The 23,139-nt window shown below is 64.8% G+C and carries 19 protein-coding genes and 1 tRNA gene; 5 read left to right on the forward strand and 15 right to left on the reverse strand.

The window, feature by feature from the left end; genetic code table 11:
• On the reverse strand, positions 1 to 255 hold a 255-nt coding region (locus AC5RV1_RS02890; protein WP_493993475.1), incomplete at its 3' end, for a hypothetical protein.
• A gap of 208 nt (positions 256 to 463) precedes the next feature.
• On the opposite strand from AC5RV1_RS02890, the gene AC5RV1_RS02895 reads away from it, so the two are divergent.
• The 3 genes from AC5RV1_RS02895 to AC5RV1_RS02905 are packed head-to-tail and all read left to right on the forward strand — an operon-like array spanning position 464 to position 2,737.
• Positions 464 to 1,972, forward strand: a complete 1,509-nt coding sequence (locus AC5RV1_RS02895) for an SDR family oxidoreductase (protein WP_493993476.1) — start codon at positions 464 to 466, stop codon at positions 1,970 to 1,972.
• Between the two features lie 42 nt (positions 1,973 to 2,014).
• A complete protein-coding gene (locus tag AC5RV1_RS02900; RefSeq protein ID WP_493993477.1) occupies positions 2,015 to 2,512 on the forward strand; it encodes a DUF2505 domain-containing protein in 498 nt (165 codons plus the stop codon).
• A 3-nt stretch (positions 2,513 to 2,515) separates the two neighbouring features.
• The gene (locus AC5RV1_RS02905; protein WP_493947400.1) at positions 2,516 to 2,737 is read left to right on the forward strand and encodes an SCO4848 family membrane protein; all 222 of its coding nucleotides are present in this window, start codon (positions 2,516 to 2,518) and stop codon (positions 2,735 to 2,737) included.
• An 89-nt stretch (positions 2,738 to 2,826) separates the two neighbouring features.
• On the opposite strand, the gene sufU is transcribed toward AC5RV1_RS02905, so the two are convergent.
• From sufU to AC5RV1_RS02950, 9 genes are all read right to left on the reverse strand, one after another.
• Positions 2,827 to 3,276, reverse strand: a complete 450-nt coding sequence (gene sufU / locus AC5RV1_RS02910) for a Fe-S cluster assembly sulfur transfer protein SufU (protein ID WP_493993478.1) — start codon at positions 3,274 to 3,276, stop codon at positions 2,827 to 2,829.
• 35 nt (positions 3,277 to 3,311) lie between these two features.
• The gene (locus AC5RV1_RS02915; RefSeq protein WP_493947402.1) at positions 3,312 to 4,637 is read right to left on the reverse strand and encodes a SufS family cysteine desulfurase; all 1,326 of its coding nucleotides are present in this window, start codon (positions 4,635 to 4,637) and stop codon (positions 3,312 to 3,314) included.
• A 481-nt stretch (positions 4,638 to 5,118) separates the two neighbouring features.
• Complete coding sequence (locus AC5RV1_RS02920) at positions 5,119 to 7,716, reverse strand: helix-turn-helix transcriptional regulator (protein ID WP_493993479.1); 2,598 nt, start codon at positions 7,714 to 7,716, stop codon at positions 5,119 to 5,121.
• Between the two features lie 46 nt (positions 7,717 to 7,762).
• Positions 7,763 to 10,498: a helix-turn-helix transcriptional regulator gene (locus AC5RV1_RS02925; protein ID WP_493993480.1), complete on the reverse strand. Its 2,736-nt coding sequence runs from the start codon at positions 10,496 to 10,498 to the stop codon at positions 7,763 to 7,765.
• Between the two features lie 121 nt (positions 10,499 to 10,619).
• On the reverse strand, positions 10,620 to 11,210 hold the full coding sequence (gene pth, locus AC5RV1_RS02930; protein ID WP_493993481.1) for an aminoacyl-tRNA hydrolase: 591 nt from the start codon (positions 11,208 to 11,210) through the stop codon (positions 10,620 to 10,622).
• A 96-nt stretch (positions 11,211 to 11,306) separates the two neighbouring features.
• Positions 11,307 to 11,903, reverse strand: a complete 597-nt coding sequence (locus tag AC5RV1_RS02935) for a 50S ribosomal protein L25/general stress protein Ctc (protein ID WP_493993482.1) — start codon at positions 11,901 to 11,903, stop codon at positions 11,307 to 11,309.
• A gap of 283 nt (positions 11,904 to 12,186) precedes the next feature.
• A complete protein-coding gene (locus AC5RV1_RS02940) occupies positions 12,187 to 13,167 on the reverse strand; it encodes a ribose-phosphate diphosphokinase (protein ID WP_163164303.1) in 981 nt (326 codons plus the stop codon).
• A complete protein-coding gene (glmU, locus tag AC5RV1_RS02945) occupies positions 13,167 to 14,648 on the reverse strand; it encodes a bifunctional UDP-N-acetylglucosamine diphosphorylase/glucosamine-1-phosphate N-acetyltransferase GlmU (RefSeq protein ID WP_493993483.1) in 1,482 nt (493 codons plus the stop codon). The genes AC5RV1_RS02940 and glmU overlap by 1 nt, the downstream gene beginning before the upstream one ends.
• A gap of 106 nt (positions 14,649 to 14,754) precedes the next feature.
• Positions 14,755 to 14,826 (reverse strand) — tRNA-Gln (locus AC5RV1_RS02950).
• A gap of 164 nt (positions 14,827 to 14,990) precedes the next feature.
• Here AC5RV1_RS02950 and AC5RV1_RS02955 point away from each other — a divergent pair.
• Positions 14,991 to 15,617, forward strand: a complete 627-nt coding sequence (locus AC5RV1_RS02955) for a TetR/AcrR family transcriptional regulator (protein WP_493993484.1) — start codon at positions 14,991 to 14,993, stop codon at positions 15,615 to 15,617.
• Between the two features lie 38 nt (positions 15,618 to 15,655).
• On the opposite strand, the gene AC5RV1_RS02960 is transcribed toward AC5RV1_RS02955, so the two are convergent.
• From AC5RV1_RS02960 to AC5RV1_RS02980, 5 genes are all read right to left on the reverse strand, one after another.
• A complete protein-coding gene (locus tag AC5RV1_RS02960) occupies positions 15,656 to 17,485 on the reverse strand; it encodes an ABC-F family ATP-binding cassette domain-containing protein (protein WP_493993485.1) in 1,830 nt (609 codons plus the stop codon).
• A 39-nt stretch (positions 17,486 to 17,524) separates the two neighbouring features.
• The gene (locus AC5RV1_RS02965; protein WP_493993486.1) at positions 17,525 to 18,487 is read right to left on the reverse strand and encodes a 4-(cytidine 5'-diphospho)-2-C-methyl-D-erythritol kinase; all 963 of its coding nucleotides are present in this window, start codon (positions 18,485 to 18,487) and stop codon (positions 17,525 to 17,527) included.
• Entirely contained in the window at positions 18,484 to 19,356 is an 873-nt protein-coding gene (gene rsmA, locus AC5RV1_RS02970) for a 16S rRNA (adenine(1518)-N(6)/adenine(1519)-N(6))-dimethyltransferase RsmA (protein WP_493947410.1), read from the reverse strand. Before rsmA ends, AC5RV1_RS02965 begins: the two co-directional genes overlap by 4 nt.
• A gap of 112 nt (positions 19,357 to 19,468) precedes the next feature.
• A complete protein-coding gene (locus AC5RV1_RS02975; protein ID WP_493993487.1) occupies positions 19,469 to 20,662 on the reverse strand; it encodes a resuscitation-promoting factor in 1,194 nt (397 codons plus the stop codon).
• Positions 20,663 to 20,942: 280 nt separating this feature from the next.
• Entirely contained in the window at positions 20,943 to 21,848 is a 906-nt protein-coding gene (locus AC5RV1_RS02980) for a TatD family hydrolase (protein WP_493993488.1), read from the reverse strand.
• A 163-nt stretch (positions 21,849 to 22,011) separates the two neighbouring features.
• Here AC5RV1_RS02980 and AC5RV1_RS02985 point away from each other — a divergent pair, with 163 nt between their 5' ends.
• Positions 22,012 to 23,136 carry an AAA family ATPase gene (locus tag AC5RV1_RS02985; RefSeq protein ID WP_493993489.1) on the forward strand — a complete coding sequence of 375 codons (1,125 nt, stop codon included), beginning with the start codon at positions 22,012 to 22,014 and terminating at the stop codon, positions 23,134 to 23,136.
• Positions 23,137 to 23,139: the final 3 nt, after the last annotated feature.

Consider the following 23,139-nt stretch of genomic DNA (forward strand, 5'->3'; position numbering starts at 1 on the left):
TCCCGATCCGTCGTGCCCGTTGTCGCCAGCCCCTTCGGCAGCGGCCGCGATGCCGTCCGCCATTTCGGCGAGCAGTACCGGACGGAGCCCTGCCGGTGCGCTGATCTGGTAGTCCTGGCCCCTGACGTCGAAGCCGCGGGCCGCCTCGGCCCGGACTCGGGCAAAGGTCTGGTCCGGGGCGAGGGCGCGGCGCAGTCCGTCCAGCGACGGGCCTGCGCTGGATTGGCCGGCGGTGGACGGGCCGGGAAGGCTCATGGCAGAAGCTCCTGTGGTGTTCAGTGGGTCGCAGGCAACGCGAAAACCCGAAATTCGCTTCGAATCCCGGGTAAACCCAGCCTACCCTCCTGCGCCGACATGGCGGGCTGATGGGCGCGGTTAGGCTGGCAGAGCCCAGGCAGGCAGGCAGGGCGGCCGTCCAGACGCGCTGCGGCTCCGAACAGCTTAAGGACGAAGAGGAGACAGCATGACCGGAACCAGCAATACCCAGCGTTCACCCAAAACTGTCCTGGTTACCGGGGCCACCGGCTACATCGGCGGCCGGCTGGTGCCAAAGCTCCTGGAGGAGGGCCACACCGTCAAAGTACTGGTGCGCTCACCTGACAAAATCGCCCGCGTCCCGTGGCGCGACAGGGTGGAGGTCGTGGAAAGCAGCCTGGACGACGGCGACGCGTTGCAGGCGGCGCTTTCCGGCGTCGACGTCTTTTACTACCTGGTGCATTCCATGGCTGCGGGGGCAGGCTTTGAAGCCAAGGAACAGGCGATGGCAGGGGCGGCGGCGGAGGCCGCAGCCGCCGCGGGGGTGGGCCGGATCATCTACCTGGGCGGTCTCCACCCCAAGGGTGTGGACCTGTCCACCCATATGCGCTCCCGCGAGGCAGTGGGCAAAGTGTTCCTGGACTGCCCGGTGGACGCCATCGTGTTCCAGGCGGGAGTGGTGATCGGTTCCGGTTCAGCCTCCTTCGAAATGATCCGCCACCTTTCCGAGACGTTGCCGCTGATGCCGGCGCCCAGCTGGGTTTGCAACCGGATCGAGGCCATCGCCGTGCGGGACGTCCTGTACTACCTCGTGTCAGCGGCATCCTTGGAAGGGTCCATCAACCGCACGTTCGACGTTGGCTGCCGCCAGGTGCTGACGTATGCCGGAATGATGAAGGAGTACGCCGCCGAAGCGGGCTTGCCGTACCGGGTGGTGCTGGCACTGCCTGTCCCTGCGCCGAAGCTCGCCGGGATGTGGGTTGCACTGACCACACCCATCCCGCTGTCCATGGCTGTGCCCCTGGTCCAGTCCCTCCAGCACGACGCCGTGTCCAATGAGCACGACATCGACGAGTACATCCCGCAGCCCGACGGCGGCCTCACCGGCTACCGCACCGCCGTCGCCCTGGCCCTTGGCAAGGAACGCGACGGCCAGGTGGAGACCACGTGGGCCAACGCCGGGGTGGCCGCCGATCCCCTGCCCAGCGACCCCGACTGGGCCGGCCACAAGGTATACATCGACGAACGGACCTTCCACGGCGACGTGGACCCCGCCCACGTGTGGACGGTCATCGAGGGTATCGGCGGCCGGAACGGCTGGTACTCCCTGCCGCTGGCCTGGCAGGTCCGCGGCTGGCTGGACAAGCTCACGGGCGGCGCCGGACTGCTGCGCGGACGCCGGCACCCCCACACGCTGGCCCCCGGAGAGGTAGTTGACTGGTGGCGGGTGGAGCGGATCGACCGCGGAAAGCTGCTGCGGCTCCGGGCGGAGATGCGTGCTCCGGGCAGGGCATGGCTGGAGCTGTCGGTGGAGCCGGACGGGAATGGCAGCCGCTACCGCCAGCGGGCCATCTTCTTCCCCAAGGGCCTCAGCGGGCGGCTGTACTGGCTGGCCGTCCTTCCCTTCCACAGCCTGATCTTTCCGGCCATGGCAAGGAACATCACCGGGGCGGCCCGGAACATGGTGGATGCGGAACGGACAGCCCGGACCCCGTAGGATGTTTGGAGCCTAATCCGATCCCACGTCCCAGGAGGACCCATGGCCTTGAGCGCAACCACCACCCTTCCGCACTCCGTCCCCAACGTTGCAGCTGTCCTGGTGGATGAAGATTTCCAGCGCCACGTCAGCCAGCTTGTCGGCGGCAGCCTCGAATCCTTTACGGTCAACGGCGACGTTGCCGGGGCGTTCAGCGCCACGTCCGTGCGGACCCTTCCCACCACCCGGCTTCCCGAGTTCGCCCGCAAGTTCGTGGGTGAACACCTCAAGGTGACGCAGGTGGAAAACTGGGACGCCCCCGCGGCGGACGGTTCCCGCCAGAGCAACATCTCGCTGAAGATCGCCGGAGCCCCCGTAGACGTTACCGCCGTCCAGCGGCTCGTGGCTGCCGACGGCGGCACGCGCGTAGAGCTTGAAGGCGAAGTAAAGTCTTCGGTGCCGTTCCTCGGCGGAAAGATTGCCGACGCCGCAGAACCCATGGTTGCCAAGGCACTGAACCTCCAAGCCAAGCAGGCACAGGCCTGGTTGGAAAGCCACTAGTCCGTGGAACTGCCCGTAGTCGCCGCCCTGGTCCTGGTCATCGCTGGCCTCTGGTCCCTGGTGGTCTGGCCGCAGTTCCTGCGCCGGGTCATGAAGGATCCCCGAGCCCGGGACGCCGCCGGCAAGGCCACGAAGTTCCTCACCGTTCACGTGGTGCTGGTCAGCATCTCCATGGTGCTGGGGGCGGCCACGGCCCTCATTGGCATCATGGGTCTGTTCGGTTAGGTCATACCTTAAAGAAGTCCGGCCCTCCTTCCTGCGGGAAGGAGGGCCGGACTTCTTGATGCCAGGACTTTTTGTTTTCAGGACTGTTGTCAGGCGGCCTGGTTGAGCGCGTCCTCCGCCGCGACCCAGGAGATCATGGCGCACTTGACGCGGGCGGCGTACCGCGCCACTCCCTCAAATGCCGCGGCGTCACCGAGGATTTCGGGGTCGGCGGGTATTTTGCCCCGGGACCGGAGGACCTCGCGGAAGTTGTCGATCACCTCGTGCATCTCGGCCACTGTCATTCCCTCGGCCAGGTCCGTGAGGACGGAGGCGGACGCCATGGAAATGGAGCAGCCTGCGCCGTCCCAGGCAATCTGTGCCACTTTGCCGTCGGCTACGGCCAGGCGCAGGGTTACTTCGTCGCCGCAGACGGGGTTCAGCTGGTGTGACTGCCCCGTGGTGGCGCCGTCCGGTGCCTCCCTCCCGGCCAGTCCGCTGCCATGGCGGGCTTTGGAATGGTCAAGGATGATCTGCTGGTACAGGTGGTCAAGGCTCATGTCATACCTTCGATGTGCGTCTGCGTTTGATGTATTTAGGCGCGGAAGTAGGCGCGCACGCCCGCAACGGCATCCAGGAACTGGTCCACGTCATCGGTGGTGTTGTACAGGTAAGCGCTGGCCCTGGTGGTGGCCGTCAACCCCAGCCGGCGGTGCAGAGGCTGGGCGCAGTGATGGCCAACACGCACGGCGATTCCCCGCGAATCGAGGAACTGGCCCACATCATGGGCGTGCACTCCTTCGACGTCGAACGCTGCGAGCCCTATCCGGTCCTGGCCGGCAGCGGGTCCCAGGACCCGGATTCCCGGAATGGACTCAAGGCCGGTGATCATCCGCTGGCCCAGCTCAGCCTCCCAGCGGTGGATCCGGTCCAGCCCCGTTTCGGTCAGGTAGTTCGCTGCAGCAGCCAGCGCCACAGCCTGGGAGATCCGCTGGGTTCCGGCCTCAAAGCGCTGGGGTGCAGGAAGGTATTCGGCGCGTTCCATGGTCACCGTGGTGATCATGGAACCACCTGTCAGGAACGGCGGCAGGATGTCCAGGACGTCCTGCTTTCCGTAAAGTACGCCGATTCCCGTTGGGGCAAGCATCTTATGGCCGGAAAAGACAGCGAAGTCGATGTCCAGCTCTTTGACGTCCAAGGGCATGTGGGGTGCAGACTGGCAGGCGTCCAGGACCACCAGCGCGCCCGCGTTCCGGCCCAGGGCGGCCAGTTCCCGAACGGGGTTGATGGTGCCCAGGACGTTGGAGGCGTGCGTAAAAGCCAGCACCTTGGTACGTGCGCCGACGATGTCCGGGGCGAGGTCCATGCGGAGGCTTCCGGCGTCGTCCACCGGGATGTAGCGCAGGGCCGCCCCGGTACGGAAGGCGAGTTCCTGCCAAGGTATGAGGTTCGCGTGGTGCTCCATCTCCGTCACCACGATCTCGTCGCCCGGGCTCAGCGCAAGGTCCTTCAGCCGGGCGTCGCCCCGCCCTTGGGTGGCCCAGAGGCCGGCGTTGGAGAGCGCATAGCTGAGCAGGTTCAGGCCTTCGGTGGCATTGGAGGTCCAGACGATTTCGGAGTATTCGGCGCCTACGAAGTCGGCCACGGTCTGCCGGGCGTCCTCGAATGCTTCGGTGGCCTCGACGGCAAGATGGTGGGCGCCCCGGTGCACGGCAGCATTGCGCTGCTCATAGAATTCCTGCTCGGCTTCGATGACACTCAGCGGGTTCTGGGACGTGGCTCCGGAGTCCAGATAGATCAGCGGGCGTCCGTTGACCAACTGGTCCAGGACCGGGAAGTCGTTGCGGATGCGCTGCACTTCGGCGTTATCCATGACCGGCAAGGCGCGTTCCAGTGTGGCTGGCGTTGATACTACGGCCAAAACTAACTCCTTGAGATGCCAACGGATGACACTCAATTGTCCCACAGCACGGCTGTGGCGGCCGCCTGGAGGGGCAGCCGCCACAGTCGCTCCGGGCTTCAGCCCGCGGAATGGAGGGCCGGCGACGGCTGGGGGGAGAGTCTCGGTCTCAGAAGACTCTGACGTCGCCGGCCCCGTCCAGCCCGGCCCAAAAGGACCGGAAGTTTGTCGGGACGGAGGAGCTTGTTCTGCTGTAGGCAACTCTTACGGCTTCTTTTGTGCCGGTTCCTTTTGCCTCCTTAAGTAAATACTCCGGCGGCACCCTGCACACGAGTAGGGAGTACTCGAATTCGTCGTCCCAGGACTACCGGGGCAGCCTGCGGTACCCGCATTGCCGCGGCGGCAGCCGGCGGAAGGGCTGAGCCGGCATACAGCCTCGCGGCTTGGGCAGGCGGAAGTGGCAGGTGCAGGTGTTGGGTAGGCGGCAGGTGTTGGGTAGCGCCTATTTGGGGAGGGCTGACTCGAGCTCGTCGCGGCTGCGTACACCCAGCTTTACGTACGTACGGTACAGGTGCCCTTCTACCGTGCGTACAGAGACCATCAGCCGTTGGGCGATTTCCCTGTCAGTAAGGCCCTGCACGGCCAGGCCGACGATGTCCTGCTCGCGGCGGGTGAGGTGGACGGCGGGAGCAGCAGCAATGAAGCGCCCTTCCCTGAACCGTTCCCCCAGTTCGTGGTCGCATTTCTCACGCAGCGCCACGGCTTGCCTGGACCGCCGGCGTTCTCCGGCCTGCTCCAGGAGGGTACTCGCGCGGGCATAAGCCTCGCGAGCGAGATTCACAAAGCCTGATTCCTCGAGTGAGTTTGCCGTGTCCATCAGGGCATCCCCATCAGCGGCTTCCCAGCCGGTTGCCAGTGCCAGCATCGCCTGGGCGTATCGTCCTTCTATCGTCTGCGCGACCGACTGCACCATGGGAATGACCGATGGGTCACCCAAGTCCCAACAGATGGACAGAATTTCGAGCAGGGTTCCGGCCCTCGAAGTGGCATCATGCGTGGTGGCCAGGGTATGGAGCGTTGCCAGCCCCTTGCCGTCCCGGGACAGATATTCGGAGGCAGCGGCACCGTATGCTGAAGCCAGCAGCTCGTGGGCAGGACCTCCGGCCACTGCGTCGGTGAAGTCCTCTTCAAGTCGTTTGGCCTGCGCTGCATCACCCAGCCGTGCTGCCACGTAGAAGCCCAGCGAAGACCCGAAACGGAACAGCTGCAGCGGATCATTCAACCTCAGCGCTTCCACAGCCGGGAGCAGCACCTGGTACGCCCGTTCCATCCGGCCTTGCCGCAGAAGCGAGTAGCCGCGAAGCACCTCCAGGCTTCCGTTGAAGGTGGCGGCTCCGCGCGTATGGCCAGCCGCGTAATTGTCGAGTTCGCGCTCGGCCGACTCCCATTCGCCCATCGCCAGGTAATCAATCACCAGCCGGCCCAGCACGAACTCTGTGAAAAAGAACAGGCTGTCCTCCAGCGCAGGCAGTTCCGAGGCAGCCAGGAGGGCGGAATCAAGCCCCTGGCCAGCGCGGCCGGCTGCAGCAAGGGCGTGGGCCAGAAGCGCCTCGCCAAGCGCCCTGATGGATTCGCTTCCGGCCTCCGCGGAGGCTGTGTTCCGGATTTCCCGGACCTCACTCGAGAGCGCCCCGGCATCCACAGCCGCGCCCAGCTGCAGGAGGTGCAGGACCTGCAGGAGCCCGTCCTGCCGTTTCTGGTCTCCGTCAACCCCCTGTTGAGTGTTCATGCCCTCGGCCAATGCGTTTATGGACTGGCCGAGGGCCTGGTGTGCCGCAGCGCGGAGCAGGAGGACGGCGGGGCCCTCGGCGTCATCGGAAAGTTGACGCCAGCAGGCATCAAGAAGGTGGGCCGCCTGGCCATAGGCACCCTCGTTGTAGAGGGCGCGTGCCTGGATGGCCCTGGCCAATGGCACCAGTGCGGGATCCTGGATTTTGGCTGCAATGGAACGTGCGCTTGTGTTGCGGAACCGGCGCAGGGCCTCACGGGCAGCGTCGAGCATTTCGGGGTCCGATACCCGAAGCCCGCACTCAAAAGCCCACTCTACGGACCTGAGCTTGCCCTCCCCGCGCAGGACCGTGCCGTTCTGGTGGACCCGGATTTTTTCGAGCAGCTGCAGGCTTCGCGACACCGAGAGTGTATTCCGGATGGCGGTGGCGAAGAGGGCATTCCACATTGACAGTTCAGCCGGCACTCCTGAACTCTCGGTGATCATCTGCTGGTCAAGGAGCGAGCGGACCACAGCGGCCCCGCTGATGTCCTCGATCACCTTCCGGCCCACCGGTCCGGCAAGCGCGATGAGCTTCAGGGCCTCCTGTTCCTCCGGCCCGCGCCGGATGTGGTCCTTGGTCACTACTGCCGTGAGTTGGCCGCCGTCGGCGGGCAAGGGACCAAGCAGCATCCAGATGCCGTTCCGCTTGGCCAGGACACCGGTTTCGGCAGCGTCGTGCAGCAGTGCGTCGAGGATGCGGGGATTGCCGCCTGAAGCAATCCACACTGAATCCACTGTGGCCGCCGGCACCGTTCCATCCAGGACGTGTGCGAGAACTTCCTCAATCTGTTCCCTGTTCAGGGGCCGAAGGTCCACCCGCTCGGCAAGGCCGTCGTACCAGAGCTGGTCCAGCGGCTGCGGGAGGCCCGGCCGGGGCCTGGCAGCAGCTACCACAGTTGCCCAACCTGCCGAGATCAGGTCCGCCAGTACCCCGGCAGAGGCGTCGTCCAAGTGGTGGGCATCATCCACCATCAGAAGGACCGGGGCGCCCCTGCCGCCTTTCAGCTTCTCGAAGTACGTCCACATGGAACGCAGAACCGCCACGGGTGAGACCGATTCTTCGGCGCTCAGTTCTCCGGTATACGGAGTCAGCACGCCGAAGGGCACAGTAGTCAAGGCAGAACTGCCATGAATCTGCAGGATGTTGAGCTCCCCGGAAAGCCGCTCCAGGATCGCCTCCGTCAGGGACGTCTTACCGATCCCGGGCCCCGCCATCACAAAAACCGCATGGCTGGTCCCGTTCCGGACTATGTTGCAGATGCGTTCCAAAGGCTCGCGCCGGCCGGTGACGGGGCGGTGTGCCGGTTTGTGGCCGTTAGACGAGTCCAGTCAGATCACCCCTGGAAGTTACGCCGAGCTTGGTGAAAACCTGGTACAGGTGGCCTTCCACGGTGCGGACGGACACGCCCATTTCCAGGGCGATGTCACGGTTGGACGCCCCGCGGCCGGCCAGCCGTGCAATCTGGCGCTCCCGGGCAGTGAGCAACGGACTGCCACTGCTGGGCACGATGGGAAGATTCGCCACAGTGGCAGCCAGGATGTCCAGCCGGGCCTGGGCGGTCCGGGCGGAAATGGTATCTCCGTCCTGCCGGGCGAAGTCCACCGCCAACGCCATGCAGCGGGCCTCCACGGTGTCCAGTTCGAGGGTGGCCGCGATTTCCCCTGCTGCGAGAAGGATTTTGGCATCCTTGGTCCGGCTCCCCACTGCCAACAGCCGGGCTACTTCCGCCAGCGGTCCCTGCCGGTGATCCGAGATCTCCTCCAGGAGGCGGAAGTCGGCATCGCTGCCGTTCACGGTCGCTGCCAGCAGGCTGATCCCGGCATTTGTGTAAAGTCCTGCCTCCAGGTTCCGCCGGGCGGACTGCTTTAAGCTGGCAGCGGACTCGGAATCGCCCAGCCAGCGCCCCGCAACCAGGGCGCAAAACTCGATGATGCTCTCGGTGGCAAAACTTGACTTGCCCGGTATCCGCTGGAGTTTGGCCAGGAACCTGCGCGCCTGGGCAGCATTGCCCGTCTGCGCATGGGCCAGTGCCGTGGCTGCGTAGGCGCAGCGGAGTGCATTCTGGAGCGGTTGGAGCTCCAGCTGCGCCACCGCCGAAATCAGGGGGTCCAGGGCAGCGCCACCGCGGCCGGAATAGACATAGGCGAGCCCGACGGCGAGTTCAGTGGCGGCGCTCCGGTAAGGGAGGCGGTCGTATTCACCGCTGTTGTATGGGCCCAGGAGGTCGATGCATCGCCGCCACTGCCCGGCCGTCAGCAACACCAGGTAGGCCTCCCTGGTGTATTGCTCGCGCAAACCCACCACATGCGAAGCGTCCGTTAGCTGGCCCCCAAGCTGCCGCATCAGGCTCAGCGCATCCATTTCCCGTCCGGTCAGCGCCAACGCCGTCATCAGGATGACGGCGGACTGCATCCGGTGGGCGGTGTCCGGGTTCCGTGCCGGGTCTGCAGCTGCCTCCAGCTCGGGAATCATGGCCGCGTAGTCACCAACGAACGCGCGGTATTCGAACTCGCTGAGTGCCACGCGGTGTGCGGCAGTCACTGCCGGGTGGGGCCAGGCTGCGTTGTTTGCGATGGAGTCCAGCCGGTCCCTGGCTTCAGCAAGCAGGGCCGGGACTTTGCCTGCCTGGTCCGGAAGCCACAACATCACCTTGGCCTTGGCCGCCACCACCTGGGCGTATTCCTCGACTCCAACATCCTCAAGTTCCGGCTGGGAGATATCGTCCAAGGCAGCAAGTGCTTGGATGGGCAGGTCCAGCTGAAGATACGCGGCAGCCTTCTGGCGCTGGGCGGGTACCCACTCCTGGTCCGTCCGCTTCAACATGTCTGCATAGGTTAGGGCGAAGCGGGGATCAAAAAGCTGGACGGCGGCTTCCGCTGCGGCGAGGGCCAATGCCGGGCTCAACTCAGCTTCACATTCGTGCGTCCACGCGGCGAAGGCCATCAGTTCCTCGACGGTCATGTTCGCCGGCTCGGGTTCCGTACCGCCCAGAAGCTCGCTGCGCAGTTCCCGGCGCCGGGCAATGCTTAGCCATGACCGCACGACGTCGCCGATGTATTTTTCACGCAACGCAACCCAGCGATGGTCCGAATCATCGATCTCCAGCAGGCCGGCGTCCTCCATGTCCGCCACCACTTCTGCGCGGTATATGGCAGTGAGCCTGGAGAGTTCCACCCGCCTGGCGCAGGAGAGCATCTCAATGACTTCCCTGGTTTCCGGGGTCTCCCTCGACCAGCGGGACCGGACGATGTCGTCCAGGCTGGCGGCGCCGTCGAGTACCACCTTGTCCCGGAGGGTCCAGACGGAGTCGGACAAAACGAGGTTTCCCGAGAGCCGCTGTTCGGTAACAAGTGCCTTCAACAGCAGCGGGTTGCCGCCCACCATATGGTGGTAGGTGCTGACCAACGATGCAGACACCCGTTGGCCCAGCAAGGACAACAGAACCTGGCGGGTCTGCAGCTCGTTGAGGTTGTTGAGCCGGACCTCAGTCAGGCGGCGGTCGGTGAGCAGCCAATGGAAGTCGGCGGGAAGATCACTGATCTTTGGTGCAACCGCGATGATTTTGGCTGTACCGGTCAGAAGGACATTCAAGAGCACGCCCGCGCTCATGTCGTCAATGCTTCCCGAGGTGTCCAGCGTGATGATGCAGCGCCGGCCGGCTGCGTCGCTCCGGATCAGCGATGTGATCCCACGCAGAATGGCCGTGGGAGAACCCATGTAGGCCTGGGGGAGGCGCGCCAGAAGGAAGGAAAGGCAGCCGTACGGCGTGTTGGCGCCGGCGGGCCCGCTTCGGAGTTGCAGGGACCAGACGTCGGGACCGAGGTCTGAAACGGCGGCCCGGGCGAGGGAGGACTTTCCTACACCCCGCCCTCCGGTGACAACAACGCCCAGCGAGTCTTCGCTGACCAGTGCTGTTCGGACGGCTTCAAGGTTTGCGCCGCGGGCAGGCGCCGACCACTGTTGCACCCCGGACGCGCCGGAAGTTTCGGTATGCAGCCCAACATCGTGAGAAGTTGACCCACGCCCCCAGCTAAGTGGCTCGATTGACATGAACTTATCCCCTACGTCCCGCGATAGCGGGATGTAGCCCCATTGCTCCCCCGCATACGAAAAAGACTACCTGTGCCACAGACAAGGAAACAGGTAGGCGGGGCTTTAAGTTTTTATGTTGCTAGCGCTCGGACTTCGCCGGATGGAATTTCTGCTGCGCGGATGTGAGCCCCTCCCGCAGCAGCAACTCCACGGCGTCGGCGGCCTCGTCCAGCAGGAAAGGCAATTCCTTGACCTCGGCAGTGCCAAAATCACGCAGGACGTAGTCGGCCGTGTCCATTCGCCCCGGCGGCCTGCCGACCCCCACTCGGACCCGCAGATAGTCCTTGGTGCCAAGCGCTTTGGAGATGTCCCGCAGCCCGTTGTGGCCGCCTTCTCCCCCGCCGGTCTTGAGTTTCACCGTATTGAAGGGAATATCGATTTCGTCGTGTACCGCCACCACATGGTCGGGGGTGATGCCATAGAAGCTTGCCAGCGCCGAGACCGGCCCGCCTGAGACATTCATGTAGCTCATGGGTTTCGCCAGCACTACCCGCGGACCGCCGATGCCGAGCCTGCCCTCGACCACCTGGGCGCGGGCCTTGTGTGTCTTGAATCCCGCGCCCACGCGTCCGGCGAGTTCGTCAAGGACCATCTGTCCGACGTTATGCCTGTTGCCCTGGTATTGCGCACCCGGGTTTCCGAGGCCAACGATCAACCAGGTGTCAGTCATGAATCAATCCTAAGGTGGGGGCGTGGTGAGGGCGGGGGGCAGACACGGCAGTGGCCGGACCCTGGGGATCCGGCCACTGTCGAAACGTGCAGGGTATTACTCTGCTGCTGCCTCGGAGGAAGCGCCAGCGGCTTCTTCGGTGTCTTCCTCGGCGGACTCGGTGGCCTCGGAGATGTTCACCACGAGGGCATCGGCATCGGCGAGGAGGACTGCGCCCTTGGGCAGGACCAGGTCGGACGCGTGGATGTGCTCGCCGGCGGTGCGGCCTTCGATGCTGACCTCGACGGCGGTGGGCAGGTGGGTTGCCTCGGCCTCAAGGGAGATGACAGTGAGCTCCTGGTTGAACACGTTGCCCGGAGCAAGCTCGCCGACGACGTGGACCGGAATGTCAACTGTCACCTTTTCGCCCTGGCGGACGGTGAGGAGGTCGATGTGCTCGATGATCTGCTTGATCGGGTCGCGCTGGACGTCCTTGACCAGGGCCAGGTGGCTTTCGCCGTTGATGTCCAGCGACAGCAGGGCGTTGGCGGTACGGACGGCCAGGGTGGTGGCCTTCGCCGGGAGCGTCACGTGGATGGGCTCTGCGCCATGGCCGTAGATGACGGCGGGGATGAGGTTCGCCATCCGGGCGCGGCGGGCGTAGCCCTTGCCGAATTCGGTGCGTACTTCTGCTGCGAGCTTCTGCTCAGACATGGATATCTCCTTGAAAACTAAACGGTGTTCAGCAAGGGCGGAGGTCTGTTGCGACCTTCAACGCCGGGCGGCCGTGGCCGGGCCCATCTTCGAAGGGAGATTCAGACCCAGTCGATAACGGAGACTGCAGTCCGGTTTCCGTACAGACGGTTACCGGCGCTCTCCCTCGCCAAGGTATCGCTGAAGAGTCTACCAGCGCCGCCCGTGATTCATGAAAACGGGCCCCGCTCCCGGCAGCCGAACGATCGGCCACCGGGCGCAGGGCCCGACTGTAAACGAAGGGTCAGGCTTTGCCGTCGAACAGGCTGGTGACCGACCCGTCGTCGAACACTTCCCGGACGGCACGGGCGATCAGCGGAGCGATGGACAGCACGGTCAGCTGCGGGAAGCGCTGTGACGCGGTGAGCGGCAGCGTGTTGGTGACCACCACTTCCCGGGCGCCCGATTCCGAGAGGCGCTGGGCTGCCGGCTCGGAGAAGACGGCGTGCGTGGCGGCGATAATAACGTCCTTGGCGCCGGCGTTCTTGAGCACGTTGACGGCACCGGAAATGGTTCCGCCGGTATCGATCATGTCGTCGATCAGGACGCAGGTGCGTCCTTCGATCTGGCCCACCACTGTCTTCGAAACGGCCTGGTTGGGAACGGTGAGGTCCCGGCTCTTGTGCACGAACGCCAGCGGGGCGCCGCCCAGGCGTTCCGCCCACTGCTCCGCAACCCGGACGCGGCCGGTGTCCGGCGAGACCACGGTGATGTTTTCGGCGTCCACCCTGGTCCGGATGTAGTCCGCCAGCAGCGGGATGGCCATCAGGTGGTCCACGGGGCCGTCAAAGAAGCCCTGGATCTGCGAGGTGTGCAGGTCCACGCTCATGATGCGGTCGGCGCCGGCGGTTTTGTACAGGTCGGCCACCAGGCGGGCCGAGATGGGCTCGCGGCCGCGTCCCTTTTTGTCCTGGCGCGCGTACGGGTAAAAGGGCGACACGACCGTAATGCGCTTGGCGGAGGCACGCTTCAGCGAGTCGATCATGATCAGCTGTTCCATGAGCCAGTTGTTCAGCGGTGCGGGGTGTGCCTGGATGACAAAGGCGTCGGTTCCGCGGACACTCTCGCCGGCGCGGACGTAGATCTCACCGTTGGCGAAGTCGTAGGCGTCTACCGGGAGGAGGTCGGTGCCGAGCTCCTTGGCGATCTCCCTGGCCAGCTCGGGGTGGGCGCGGCCTGTAGCGAGCACCAGCTTCTTTTCGCCGCGCGCCGTAATTTCGCTCATTATTGGTTGCCCTCTTCTGTAGATGCCGGGGTACTTGAGGAATCTGGGGTGGCTGCCTGGGCCAGTTCGGCCGAGCGCGTACCAGGGCGGTTGGCCGCCACCCAGCCCTCGGTGTTGCTCTGGGCGGCCACCGTCAGCGCGAGCGCGCCCGCCGGGACGTCCTTGCGGATCACCGCGCCGGCGCCGCTGTAGGCGCCGTCCCCCACGGTGACCGGGGCAACGAATACTGTGTTTGAGCCTGTCCTGACGCCCGAGCCAATGACTGTCCGGTGCTTCTTCTCGCCGTCGTAATTGGCTGTGATATTTCCGCAGCCGATGTTGGTGTCCTCGCCGATTTCGGCATCGCCGGCATAGCCGAGGTGGGACAGCTTGGAACCACGGCCGATGGTGACGTTCTTCGTTTCGTAGAACGCGCCGATCTTGCCGCTTTCGCCCAGGACAGTGCCGGGGCGCAGGTAGGTGAAGGGGCCGACGGCGGCGTCCGGGCCGATGACCGCCCCTGATCCGTGCGTCCGGACCACCTTGGCGCCTTCACCGATGGTGACGTCCGTGAGAGTGGTGTCGGGCCCTACGACGGCGTCCCTCGCCACTGTGGTGGCGCCGTGCAGTTGGGTGTTGGGCAGGATCCGGACGTCCTCGTCGAGGGTCACGGAAGAATCGATCCAGGTGGTTGCCGGATCCACAACTGTCACCCCTGCCCGCATCCAGGCCTCGACGATGCGGCGGTTCAGCTCGGCGCCCAGGGCGGAGAGCTGCACGCGGTCGTTTGCGCCTTCCACCTGCCAGCGGTCAGCGGTCACGACGGCGGCGACCCGGCCGCCCGCCTGCCTTGCCAGTCCGAGGACGTCGGTGAGGTACTTCTCGCCCTGGGAGTTGTCTGTGGTGACATGCGTGAGTGCGTCACGAAGGACGGCAGCGTCAAAGGCGTAGATGCCGGAGTTGACCTCGCCGATGAGCCGCTGGGCGTCGGAGGCGTCCTTGTGTTCAACGATGCCGGTGACGGTCCCGTCGTCGCCGCGCAGGATGCGGCCGTAGCCGGTGGCGTCGTCAAGGACTGCCGTGAGGACGGTGACAGCATTGGCTTCGCGTTCGTGCGTGGCCACGAGCTCGGCCAGCAGCTGGCCGGAGAGGAGCGGCACGTCGCCGTAGGTCACCACAACGGTTCCGGTGAGGTGCTGTTCCCCGTCCAGGGCCTGGAGGGCGACCTCCACGGCACGTCCGGTGCCGGGAATCTCGTCCTGGTCCACGATGACCGCAGCAGGATCGAGCTCTGAGAGGTGGCGGGCCACCAGGTCACGTTCATGGCGGACCACGATGGCGAGCTGGCGGGGATTGATGCTCCGTGCGGCGAGCAGCGCGTGGCCCACCATGGACCTGCCGCCAATCTCATGCAGGATCTTGGGAGTGCGCGATTTCATCCGGGTACCGGCGCCTGCCGCCAGAACGATGACCGCGGCCGGTCCGGTATTCTCGGGGATCACGTACGGGCTCTCCTTGCTAAGTTACGCTGGCGTTTTACGGTGCTCCCGCGGCCTGAAGCCGTCCCGGCACCGAATGTCATCCTACTGAACGCTCCTCGCACAGCAGTTCCGCCCATAGGATTCGAACCTATACTCCACGGCTCCAAAGGCCGGGGTGCTGCCATTACACCAGAGCGGACCGTGCCGCAGCGCGCGGCCGGGCACAAGTAGTTATTTTGCCACGGGTTCGGGGCGCCGCGCGACATGAGCCGTTCATGCCCCGTCCTTGCCCCGTTCCTCCCCCTTTTCCGGGCACGGGGGGCGGCTGCAATTCCGCGGGGGCGGGTAGTGCATGATGGAAATGTGAGCAACAACCCTCCGCGGACGCGGATGACCGGCCTTCAGCGGCGGAGCCAGCTGATCGACGTCGGGCGGGGCCTTTTCGCAGTCCGCGGACTTGACGGCACAACCATAGAGGAGATCGCCGCCTGCGCGGGAGTATCCAAGCCGGTCATCTATGAACACTTCGGATCCAAGGAAGGCCTGTACACGCAGGTAGTGGACTTCGAGTTCCGGATCCTCCTGGACGCCATTAACGCCGCCCTTACCGCGGAGGCGAAGCCGCGCGTCCTCGTGGAACGGGCCGCGCTGGCGCTGCTCACCTACATTGAGGACCGCACCGAAGGGTTCCGGATCCTGATGCGGGACGCCCCGCCGTCGCAGCCCGAGGGCGCCTTCTCCACCCTGCTCTCCCACGTCACCGCCAAAGTGGAACACATCCTCTCCGACGAGTTCGACCGCCGGGGCTTCAGCGCCCAGGACGGCGCCATGTACGCCCAGATGCTCGTCGGCATGGTCGCCATGACCGGCCAATGGTGGCAGGACAGCCGCCAGCCCGACAAACACACTGTTGCGGCCCACCTGGTAAACCTCGCCTGGAACGGCCTCACCGGTCTCAAGAAGGACCCGGAACTCAAGTCCGAGGCTTAGGTCGCCTCCTGAGGGAACCCGGCCAAGGAAACGCGGACTTACTCGCCGAGGACCTCGAGGGCCTCCAGCCATTCGAGTTCGAGGGCTTCGCGTTCTCCTGCGAGGTCCTTGAGCTTTTTGTTTTGGTCGGACAGGGCGTCGAAGTCCGATTGTTCGGTGCTTTTGACCATTTGGTCGTGGAGCTTCTTTTCCTGCTGTTCCAGTTTGCCGAGCTGGCGTTCGATGCGGTTCTTGGCCTTGCGGGCGTCCCGCTTTTCGGCCTCGGACGGTCCGGCGGGAGTAGCCGCTGCGGTGGCGGAACCGCCGCTGGTGACTGGGTTGCCGCCGCCGGTGACCGTGGACCCGGCCAGGGCGGACTCACGCAGCTCCAGGTACTGGTCCACGCCGCGCGGCAGGGCGCGGATCTTCCCGTCGCCCAGCAGCGCCATCTGATGGTCCGTCACGCGCTCCAGGAGGTAACGGTCGTGGCTCACCACAACGAGTGTCCCCGGCCAGCCGTCCAGGACGTCCTCGACGGCGGCGAGGGTATCGGTGTCGAGGTCGTTGGTGGGCTCATCGAGCATCAGCACGTTGGGCTCCCCCACCAGCAGGCGCAGCAACTGGAGACGGCGGCGCTCACCGCCGGAAAGGTCCCGCACTGGGGTCCATTGCTTCTCATTCGTGAAGCCAAGCTGCTCCACGAGCTGGCCCGCCGTGAACTCTTTGCCGCCCACGTTGATGGACCGTTTCTCGCGCTCGATCACTTCGATAACGCGCAGGTCCGAGACGTCGTCGAGCTCTTTGACCTCCTGGGTAAGCACCGCGGTAACCACGGTCTTGCCACGCTTGAGCCTGCCCGACGTGGGCTCGATCTGGCCGTTCAGGAGCTTGAGCAGGGTGGTCTTGCCGGCGCCGTTGACGCCCACCAGGCCCAGCCTCTCACCAGGTGCCAGCCTCAGGGTGATGTTGTCGAAGAGTTTTTGCCCTTCTTCACCTCCAAGGAAGTCCAGTGAAACGTTCTCCAGGTCCAGGACATCCTTGCCCAGCCTCGCGGTTGCCATTTTGCTCAGCGCCATCGAATCCCTGGGCTCGGGCACATCGGCGATGAGGGCGTTCGCCGCTTCAATCCGGAACTTCGGTTTGGCGGTGCGGGCCGGCGCGCCGCGGCGTAGCCAGGCGAGTTCCTTCTTGACCAGCTGCTGGCGCTTGCTTTCCATCACGGTGGCCGAGCGGTCACGCTCGGCGCGGGCCAGCACGTACGCTGCGTAGCCGCCGTCGAAAGGATCCACGATGCCATCGTGGACTTCCCAGGTCTTGTTGCAGACCTCGTCAAGGAACCAGCGATCGTGGGTGACAACCAGGAAAGCACCCTGGTTCGCACGCCACCGGGTCTTCAGGTGCCGGGAGAGCCAGGCAACGCCCTCGACGTCGAGGTGGTTGGTGGGCTCGTCAAGCATGATGACGTCATGGTCCTCGATCAGGAGCTTGGCCAGGGCCACCCGCCGTTTCTGCCCGCCGGACAGGGCGTGGACGTTGGCGTGCCAGTCGACGTCGGACACGAGTCCGCCCATGATCTCCCGGATCTGCGGGTTCCGCGCCCACTCATAATCCGCCTGGTCCCCCACGATGGCGGCGCCAACCGTCAAATCGCCGTCAAGCACGTCACTCTGGTCCAGATAGCCCACGTTGACGTCGCCACGCTTGGTGACACGCCCGGAATCCGGCGTGGACCGCAGAGCCAGCAGTCGCATCAGGGTGGACTTTCCGTCACCGTTCCGGCCCACCATGCCGATCCGGTCGCCCTCTTCGAGTCCGAGGGTGATGCCGTCCAGGACGGTGCGGGTTGCGTAGGAGACCGTCAGGTTCTCGCCGCCAAGAAGGTGAGCCAAAGGGAACTGCTTTCTGCTGCTAAGTAGGAACTGAGGGTTTTACAGAAGGATGTCGGACATGATGCGGGCCCCTGGAACCGGGCCGTGGACGGCGAGGGCCGTCAGCCCGTAGCGCCGCAGGTTCTCCGCCAGGCCTTCCGCGGCGACAGGATCATCGGCCAGCAGCGCCACCGTGGGACCCGAGCCTGAGACGATGCCTGCAATGGCGCCGTGTGCTTCACCGATTCCCAGCGTATCGCGCAACGAAGGCGCCAGCTCAATGGAAGCCCGTTGGAGGTCATTGACCAGGACACGGCTGAGGGCCTCGGCGTCCCCGCTGCGCAGGGCGGTGAGAATCTGCGGATCTACCCCTGTTGGTTCGGCCACGTCGATGCCTTCTGCAGCCCGCAGGCGGTCCAGCGTCCTGTACACCTCGGGTGTGGGGAGGCCGTAATCTGCCGTGACCAGGACCCAGTCCGTCTGTGCCTTGGCCAGGGCCGGGGACAGCTCATCGCCCAGGCCCAGGCCCACGGCTGTTCCGCCGAGCAGGGAGAAAGGAACGTCGGCACCCAATTCGGCGGCAAGGTGCGCCAGTTCCTCCCGGGACAGCCCACTGTTCCAAAGTGCGTCACAGGCCAGGAGCGTGGCTGCAGCGTCAGCGGAACCGCCGCCCATGCCCCCTGCCACCGGCACCCGCTTCGTGATCTCCAGATGGACGCCTGTGGCATGTTCGGAAACGTCCGCCATGATGGCTGCCGCCTTGTACGCCAGGTTGTTCTGGTCCAAGGGGATATCGACGTCGTCCAGGTCCAGCGTGCTGTCCGGGCTGAGGCTCACCGTAATCCCGGGGGCTTCGGTGCTGGTGGCCGTTACTTCCTCGTACAGCGATACAGCAAGGTAGACGCTGGCCACTGAATGGTAGCCGTCGGGCCGGAGCGGTCCGACGTCCAGGGAAACGTTGACCTTCCCCGGAGCCTTGGCACGGACAGTCCTGGCGGTAAACCGCCCTGGCTGTGCGTTCATGGCCGGGCCTCACGCGCTTCCGCGATCCTCGCGAAGGCTGCAATGTCGATCACTTCGCCCCTGGCTGTGGGGTCGACGCCGGCAGCCACCAGGCACCGTTCGGCTTCTGCAGCGCTCCCGGCCCAGCCCGCGAGGGCAGCGCGGAGCGTCTTGCGCCGCTGGGCGAAGGCAGCGTCCACCACGGCGAAAACCTGTTCACGGCCGGCGGTGGTTGCCGGCGGTTCATGGCGGACAAAGGACACCAGTCCGGAGTGGATCTTGGGTGCGGGCCAGAACACGTTCATGCCAATCACACCGGCCTTGCGCATCCGGCTGTACCACGCAGCCTTCACCGACGGCACACCATAGGTTTTGGATCCCGGCCCGGCAGCGAGGCGGTCAGCCACCTCGTCCTGGACCATGACCAGGCCATGCTGGAGGCTGGGGAAATGCTGTAAAAGATGCAGCACAACGGGCACGGCCACGTTATAGGGCAGATTGGCCACCAGGGCGGTGGGCTGGACCGGAAGTTCCGTGACTTTCATGGCATCGGCCTGCACCAGGTGGAAGCTGCCGGCAGCGGCCGGGCGCCATTCCTTCACAGTGGCTGGAAGCTTTGCGGCCAGCACGGAGTCAATTTCGACTGCCACTACCGAAGCGGCGGCGTCCAGCAGCCCGAGAGTCAAAGATCCGAGGCCAGGCCCCACCTCCAGCACGGTTTCGTCCTCGCCAATACCCGCCGCGGCCACAATCCTGCGGATAGTGTTGCCATCAATCACGAAGTTCTGGCCCAGGGTTTTAGTGGGGCGGATACCAATCTCTTCCGCCAGCCGGCGTATGTCGGAAGCACCAAAAAGCGGTGCGGGCGCGGCGGGGATGGGTTCAGTCACCTAGGTATCCTATCCCGGGCCGCACTTGCTCCCCGCCCGGTTAAGTGCTGCGGCCGGGCCCGGAGATCCGGACCCGGCCGCACTTTCCCGCGGGGGTTGAGGTCTTCTTGTGTCAGCTGGTGGCAGCCCAGCCGCAGCCCCACGGCTGCAGGCCCCGCTGCGCGTACACGCGGTTGGCGATGTCGATCTGCTGGGCCTTCGTGGCAAGGCTGGCGTTGGGAGCGTATGCGCCGCCGCCGGCTCCGAGCCAGGTCCTGATGTCGAACTGGAGGCCGCCGTAGTAGCCGTTGCCGGTGTTGATGGACCAGTTTCCGCCTGCTTCACACTGGGCAATCTTGTCCCACATGGCCTCATTCATCATGGCCGGGGCAGCGGCACCGGTGTTGGTCCCGGCAGGGGATGCAGGGGATGCAGGGGCTGCCGGGGCAGCCTTGGCTACGGGCTCGGGCTTGGCCTTGGTTCCAACCGTGATCTTCTCGGTCACGGGCTGGGCGGTCACGGTTTCGGACACCAGGGTGCGGGACGCTTCACGGCCGTCAACCAGCACGAGCTTGAAGGTCTTCTCCACCTTCCCTGCGGAACCCGCCTGGGTGACTTCCTTCTCACCCTTGAGCATTTCGGCGCTCTCGATGGTCTCCGACGTGAACGGGACATTGTCGGTGGTCACCGCAGTCTGGCCGGTGTCCACCCGTGAGACCTTAATGACCATGTTGTTGACAACGTGGGCGTTGGCGGGCTGGGAAGAACGGTCATTGGCACCGAGGGTCAGGCCTGCATCTTCAAGTACCTTGCCCACCGTGGCGGCAGTTGTGGTCGCTGTCTCCACTTTGCCGTCGGCAACAATGCTGACGGATTTGGGAGTGGAGATCGACACGAAGGACCCTGCGACCGAGAGCTGGGCGTCCGCGGGCACGGAGATTGACGACGCACTCGCGACGCCGAGCTCGGTCACCAGTCCCGCAACGTCCTGGGCGGTGGTGTTCACCGTCTTTTCGGCGCCGTCCAGGCTGACCTTGACTTCCTTGGCCATGTTGACGTTGATGACCGTGCCGTTCTGGACAGTGGCATCAACGGACGGGGAAACCCGGTCGGCGGCCTTCAGCTCGACGTTGGCGCTCTTGACCACCTGTCCCACAGTTCCGCCAAAGGTCTGGACGGACGTTACCTTGCCGTCAACGTTCAGCGTGATGGTTTTGTTATTGCCCACGAAGGCTACGAGGCCAACCACCAGCGCGCACAGCACCAGGAGTTGCGTTCCAACCTTGATAAAGCTGAACTTGCCGTCCGTTGTGAAGAACTTGACCACGATTGCCCGTAACTTTAGGTCCTTCCGGGCACGGGGAGAGCGCAATAAAATGCCCGGCACCACCTGAAAAAGGGGTAGTCCGGGCACCTTCGCACCGCCACACTCCGTTAGCAGGCAGACTGGAAACAGGCCCAGCAGATCCTGCTGCAAATGAAGTGAATTTACCCGGTGGCCTTCCCCGACCCCGGCTAATAGTTTCCCACTGTAACCGTAGCGTTATAAACTGGCCAAGAATTGTGCATACCCGGTATCCCGAAGGCGGTTGCCTGGTGGTGTGATCTTAATCCCAGGATCCGTACGCCCGCACCGTGTTTTGACTGATTCGGGCGCCCAGCGCTGCAAGGTCCGTACTTGTCAATTCGGCCATGGCACGCACAGTGTAGGGGACCATGTAGCTGGCGTTCGGACGGCCCCGGTGCGGATGCGGAGTCAGGAAGGGAGCGTCTGTCTCCACCAGGACCAGATCAGCATCCGCGACGGCGAGCGCGGCCCGCAGGTTCGTTGCGTTCTTGAAGGTCAGTGTGCCGGCGAAGGACATCCACCAGCCTTCCTTGTTACACGTGGCCGCCAGCTCCTCATCACCGGAAAAGCAATGGAATACCACGCGTTCAGGGGCTCCTTCTTCCTTCAGTACCTGCACAACGTCGCTATGGGCATCCCGGTCATGAATCTGCAGGGTCAGGTCCAGCCGCTTGGCGATATCTATGTGCCGGCGGAAAGAGTACCGCTGGTGCGCCAGGCCCTCACCCTTGGTGCGAAAAAAGTCAAGCCCCGTCTCGCCGATGGCCCGGACGCGGGGATGAGCCGCCAGCCGCTCAATTTCCGCCAGAGCCTCTTCCAGTTCACCGCGTTCGGCGTAGCGCGGAGCGTCGTTGGGGTGAAGCGCCACAGCTCCGAGCAACCGGTCGTCCAGATCCACTGCCTGGACCGTGAACCGCGAGGATTCCAGGTCGCAGCCCACCTGGACCGCCCCCTGGACGCCCACGGCGGCGGCGGCGTCGAGCGCTTCTTTGATCCCAACCGGCGCTTTTCCGTCCGGGAAGTCCAGGTGCGTGTGGTTGTCCATCACAGGCACCGGCAAAGGCTCTGGAGCAGGGGGGAAATCCCGTTGCGGAGAACTGCCTGCTTCCGGAGCGCCGCCGTCAGCGGAAGCACGGTAAGCGGCGGGGATCAGCGGATTGCACATCCATCAAGCCTAAACCGCCAAGTTGGCCGCATATTTGTTGGAACTCTCTGTTAGCTGCGGCAGTTGTGTTAGTAGTCTGGTACGAACACATGCGGACGCCCACCGACGGGCGAAGGCAGGGCTCTCTGTCCCGTCCAGGTGAACCCGGGCTGAAAGGTTGCCGATGGAATCCCACCGACGCAGTGCCAACGATGTGAACGCCACGAACCGCAACCTGGCGGGGTTCACTGACCCCGTCAGCCGCCTCAACGGGCACCGGCCCAACGCGATGGACAGTACATCTTTCCACGCCGCGAGCCAGCGGATCCTGGACACCATCAACACTGTGATCGACGGGAAGTCCGATGCCGCGAAGCTGGCATTAACGGTCCTGCTGGCCCAGGGCCACCTGCTCCTGGAAGATGTGCCGGGAGTGGGAAAGACACTTCTGGCCAAGACACTCGCCCGGACCATCGACTGTACGGTCAACCGGATTCAGTTCACCCCGGACCTGTTGCCCTCCGACGTCACCGGCGTTTCCATCTACAACCAGTCCTCCAGGCTCTTCGAGTTCCGCCCCGGTGCGGTGTTCGCCAACATCGTGATCGGTGACGAGATCAACCGCGCGTCAGCGAAGACCCAGTCCGCCCTGCTCGAGTGCATGGAGGAGCACCAGGTGACGGTGGACGGCAAGTCCTACCGGCTTGACGAGCCGTTCATGGTTGTGGCAACGCAAAACCCGATCGAGATGGAGGGCACGTACCCGCTGCCGGAAGCCCAGCGGGACCGCTTTATGGCACGTATCTCCATGGGCTACCCGGACAAGGACTCCGAGATAGAAATGCTCGAGACCCACCAGGCATCGTCACCCCTTGCCAAGGTATCGGCAGTGGTAACTACTGCCGACGTGGCAGCCATGATTGCCATGGTGCAACAGGTCTACGTCTCGCAGGCAGTCAAGGAGTACACCGTGTCCGTGGGCAGGGCCACCCGGGAGAGTCCTCTGCTTCGCCTGGGAGCGAGCCCCCGGTCCATGCTGCAGCTGCTGCGGGCTGCCAAGGCCACGGCGGCCCTGGACGGCCGGGACTTTGTTCTGCCGGACGACGTCGTGGATGTTGCGGAAGCTGTGCTGGCGCACCGGATCATCCTCGATAGGAAGGCTGCCGGAGCCGGAGAAACCCCGCACAGCGTCCTCCGTGGCATCCTGTCCCGGCTGCCCGTCACACACAGGCCGGCCGACGCCGGAAACAAGGCTTCCGCGGCCACGGGCAGAACCACCCGTGTGGCAGGCCTGAGCAGGAACCACTAGGCG

Source organism: Arthrobacter sp. Hb9-2 (assembly GCF_059091165.1).

Bases quoted from the DNA above. Each gene is read 5' to 3' on its own strand.
- sufU (WP_493993478.1), bottom strand. From the start codon at position 3,276: ATGAGCCTTGACCACCTGTACCAGCAGATCATCCTTGACCATTCCAAA.
- AC5RV1_RS02965 (WP_493993486.1), bottom strand. From the start codon at position 18,487: ATGAACGCACAGCCAGGGCGGTTTACCGCCAGGACTGTCCGTGCCAAG.
- AC5RV1_RS02985 (WP_493993489.1), top strand. From the start codon at position 22,012: ATGGAATCCCACCGACGCAGTGCCAACGATGTGAACGCCACGAACCGC.
- AC5RV1_RS02980 (WP_493993488.1), bottom strand. From the start codon at position 21,848: ATGTGCAATCCGCTGATCCCCGCCGCTTACCGTGCTTCCGCTGACGGC.
- AC5RV1_RS02940 (WP_163164303.1), bottom strand. From the start codon at position 13,167: ATGAGCGAAATTACGGCGCGCGGCGAAAAGAAGCTGGTGCTCGCTACA.
- pth (WP_493993481.1), bottom strand. From the start codon at position 11,210: ATGACTGACACCTGGTTGATCGTTGGCCTCGGAAACCCGGGTGCGCAA.
- AC5RV1_RS02925 (WP_493993480.1), bottom strand. From the start codon at position 10,498: ATGTCAATCGAGCCACTTAGCTGGGGGCGTGGGTCAACTTCTCACGAT.
- AC5RV1_RS02935 (WP_493993482.1), bottom strand. From the start codon at position 11,903: ATGTCTGAGCAGAAGCTCGCAGCAGAAGTACGCACCGAATTCGGCAAG.
- AC5RV1_RS02900 (WP_493993477.1), top strand. From the start codon at position 2,015: ATGGCCTTGAGCGCAACCACCACCCTTCCGCACTCCGTCCCCAACGTT.
- AC5RV1_RS02895 (WP_493993476.1), top strand. From the start codon at position 464: ATGACCGGAACCAGCAATACCCAGCGTTCACCCAAAACTGTCCTGGTT.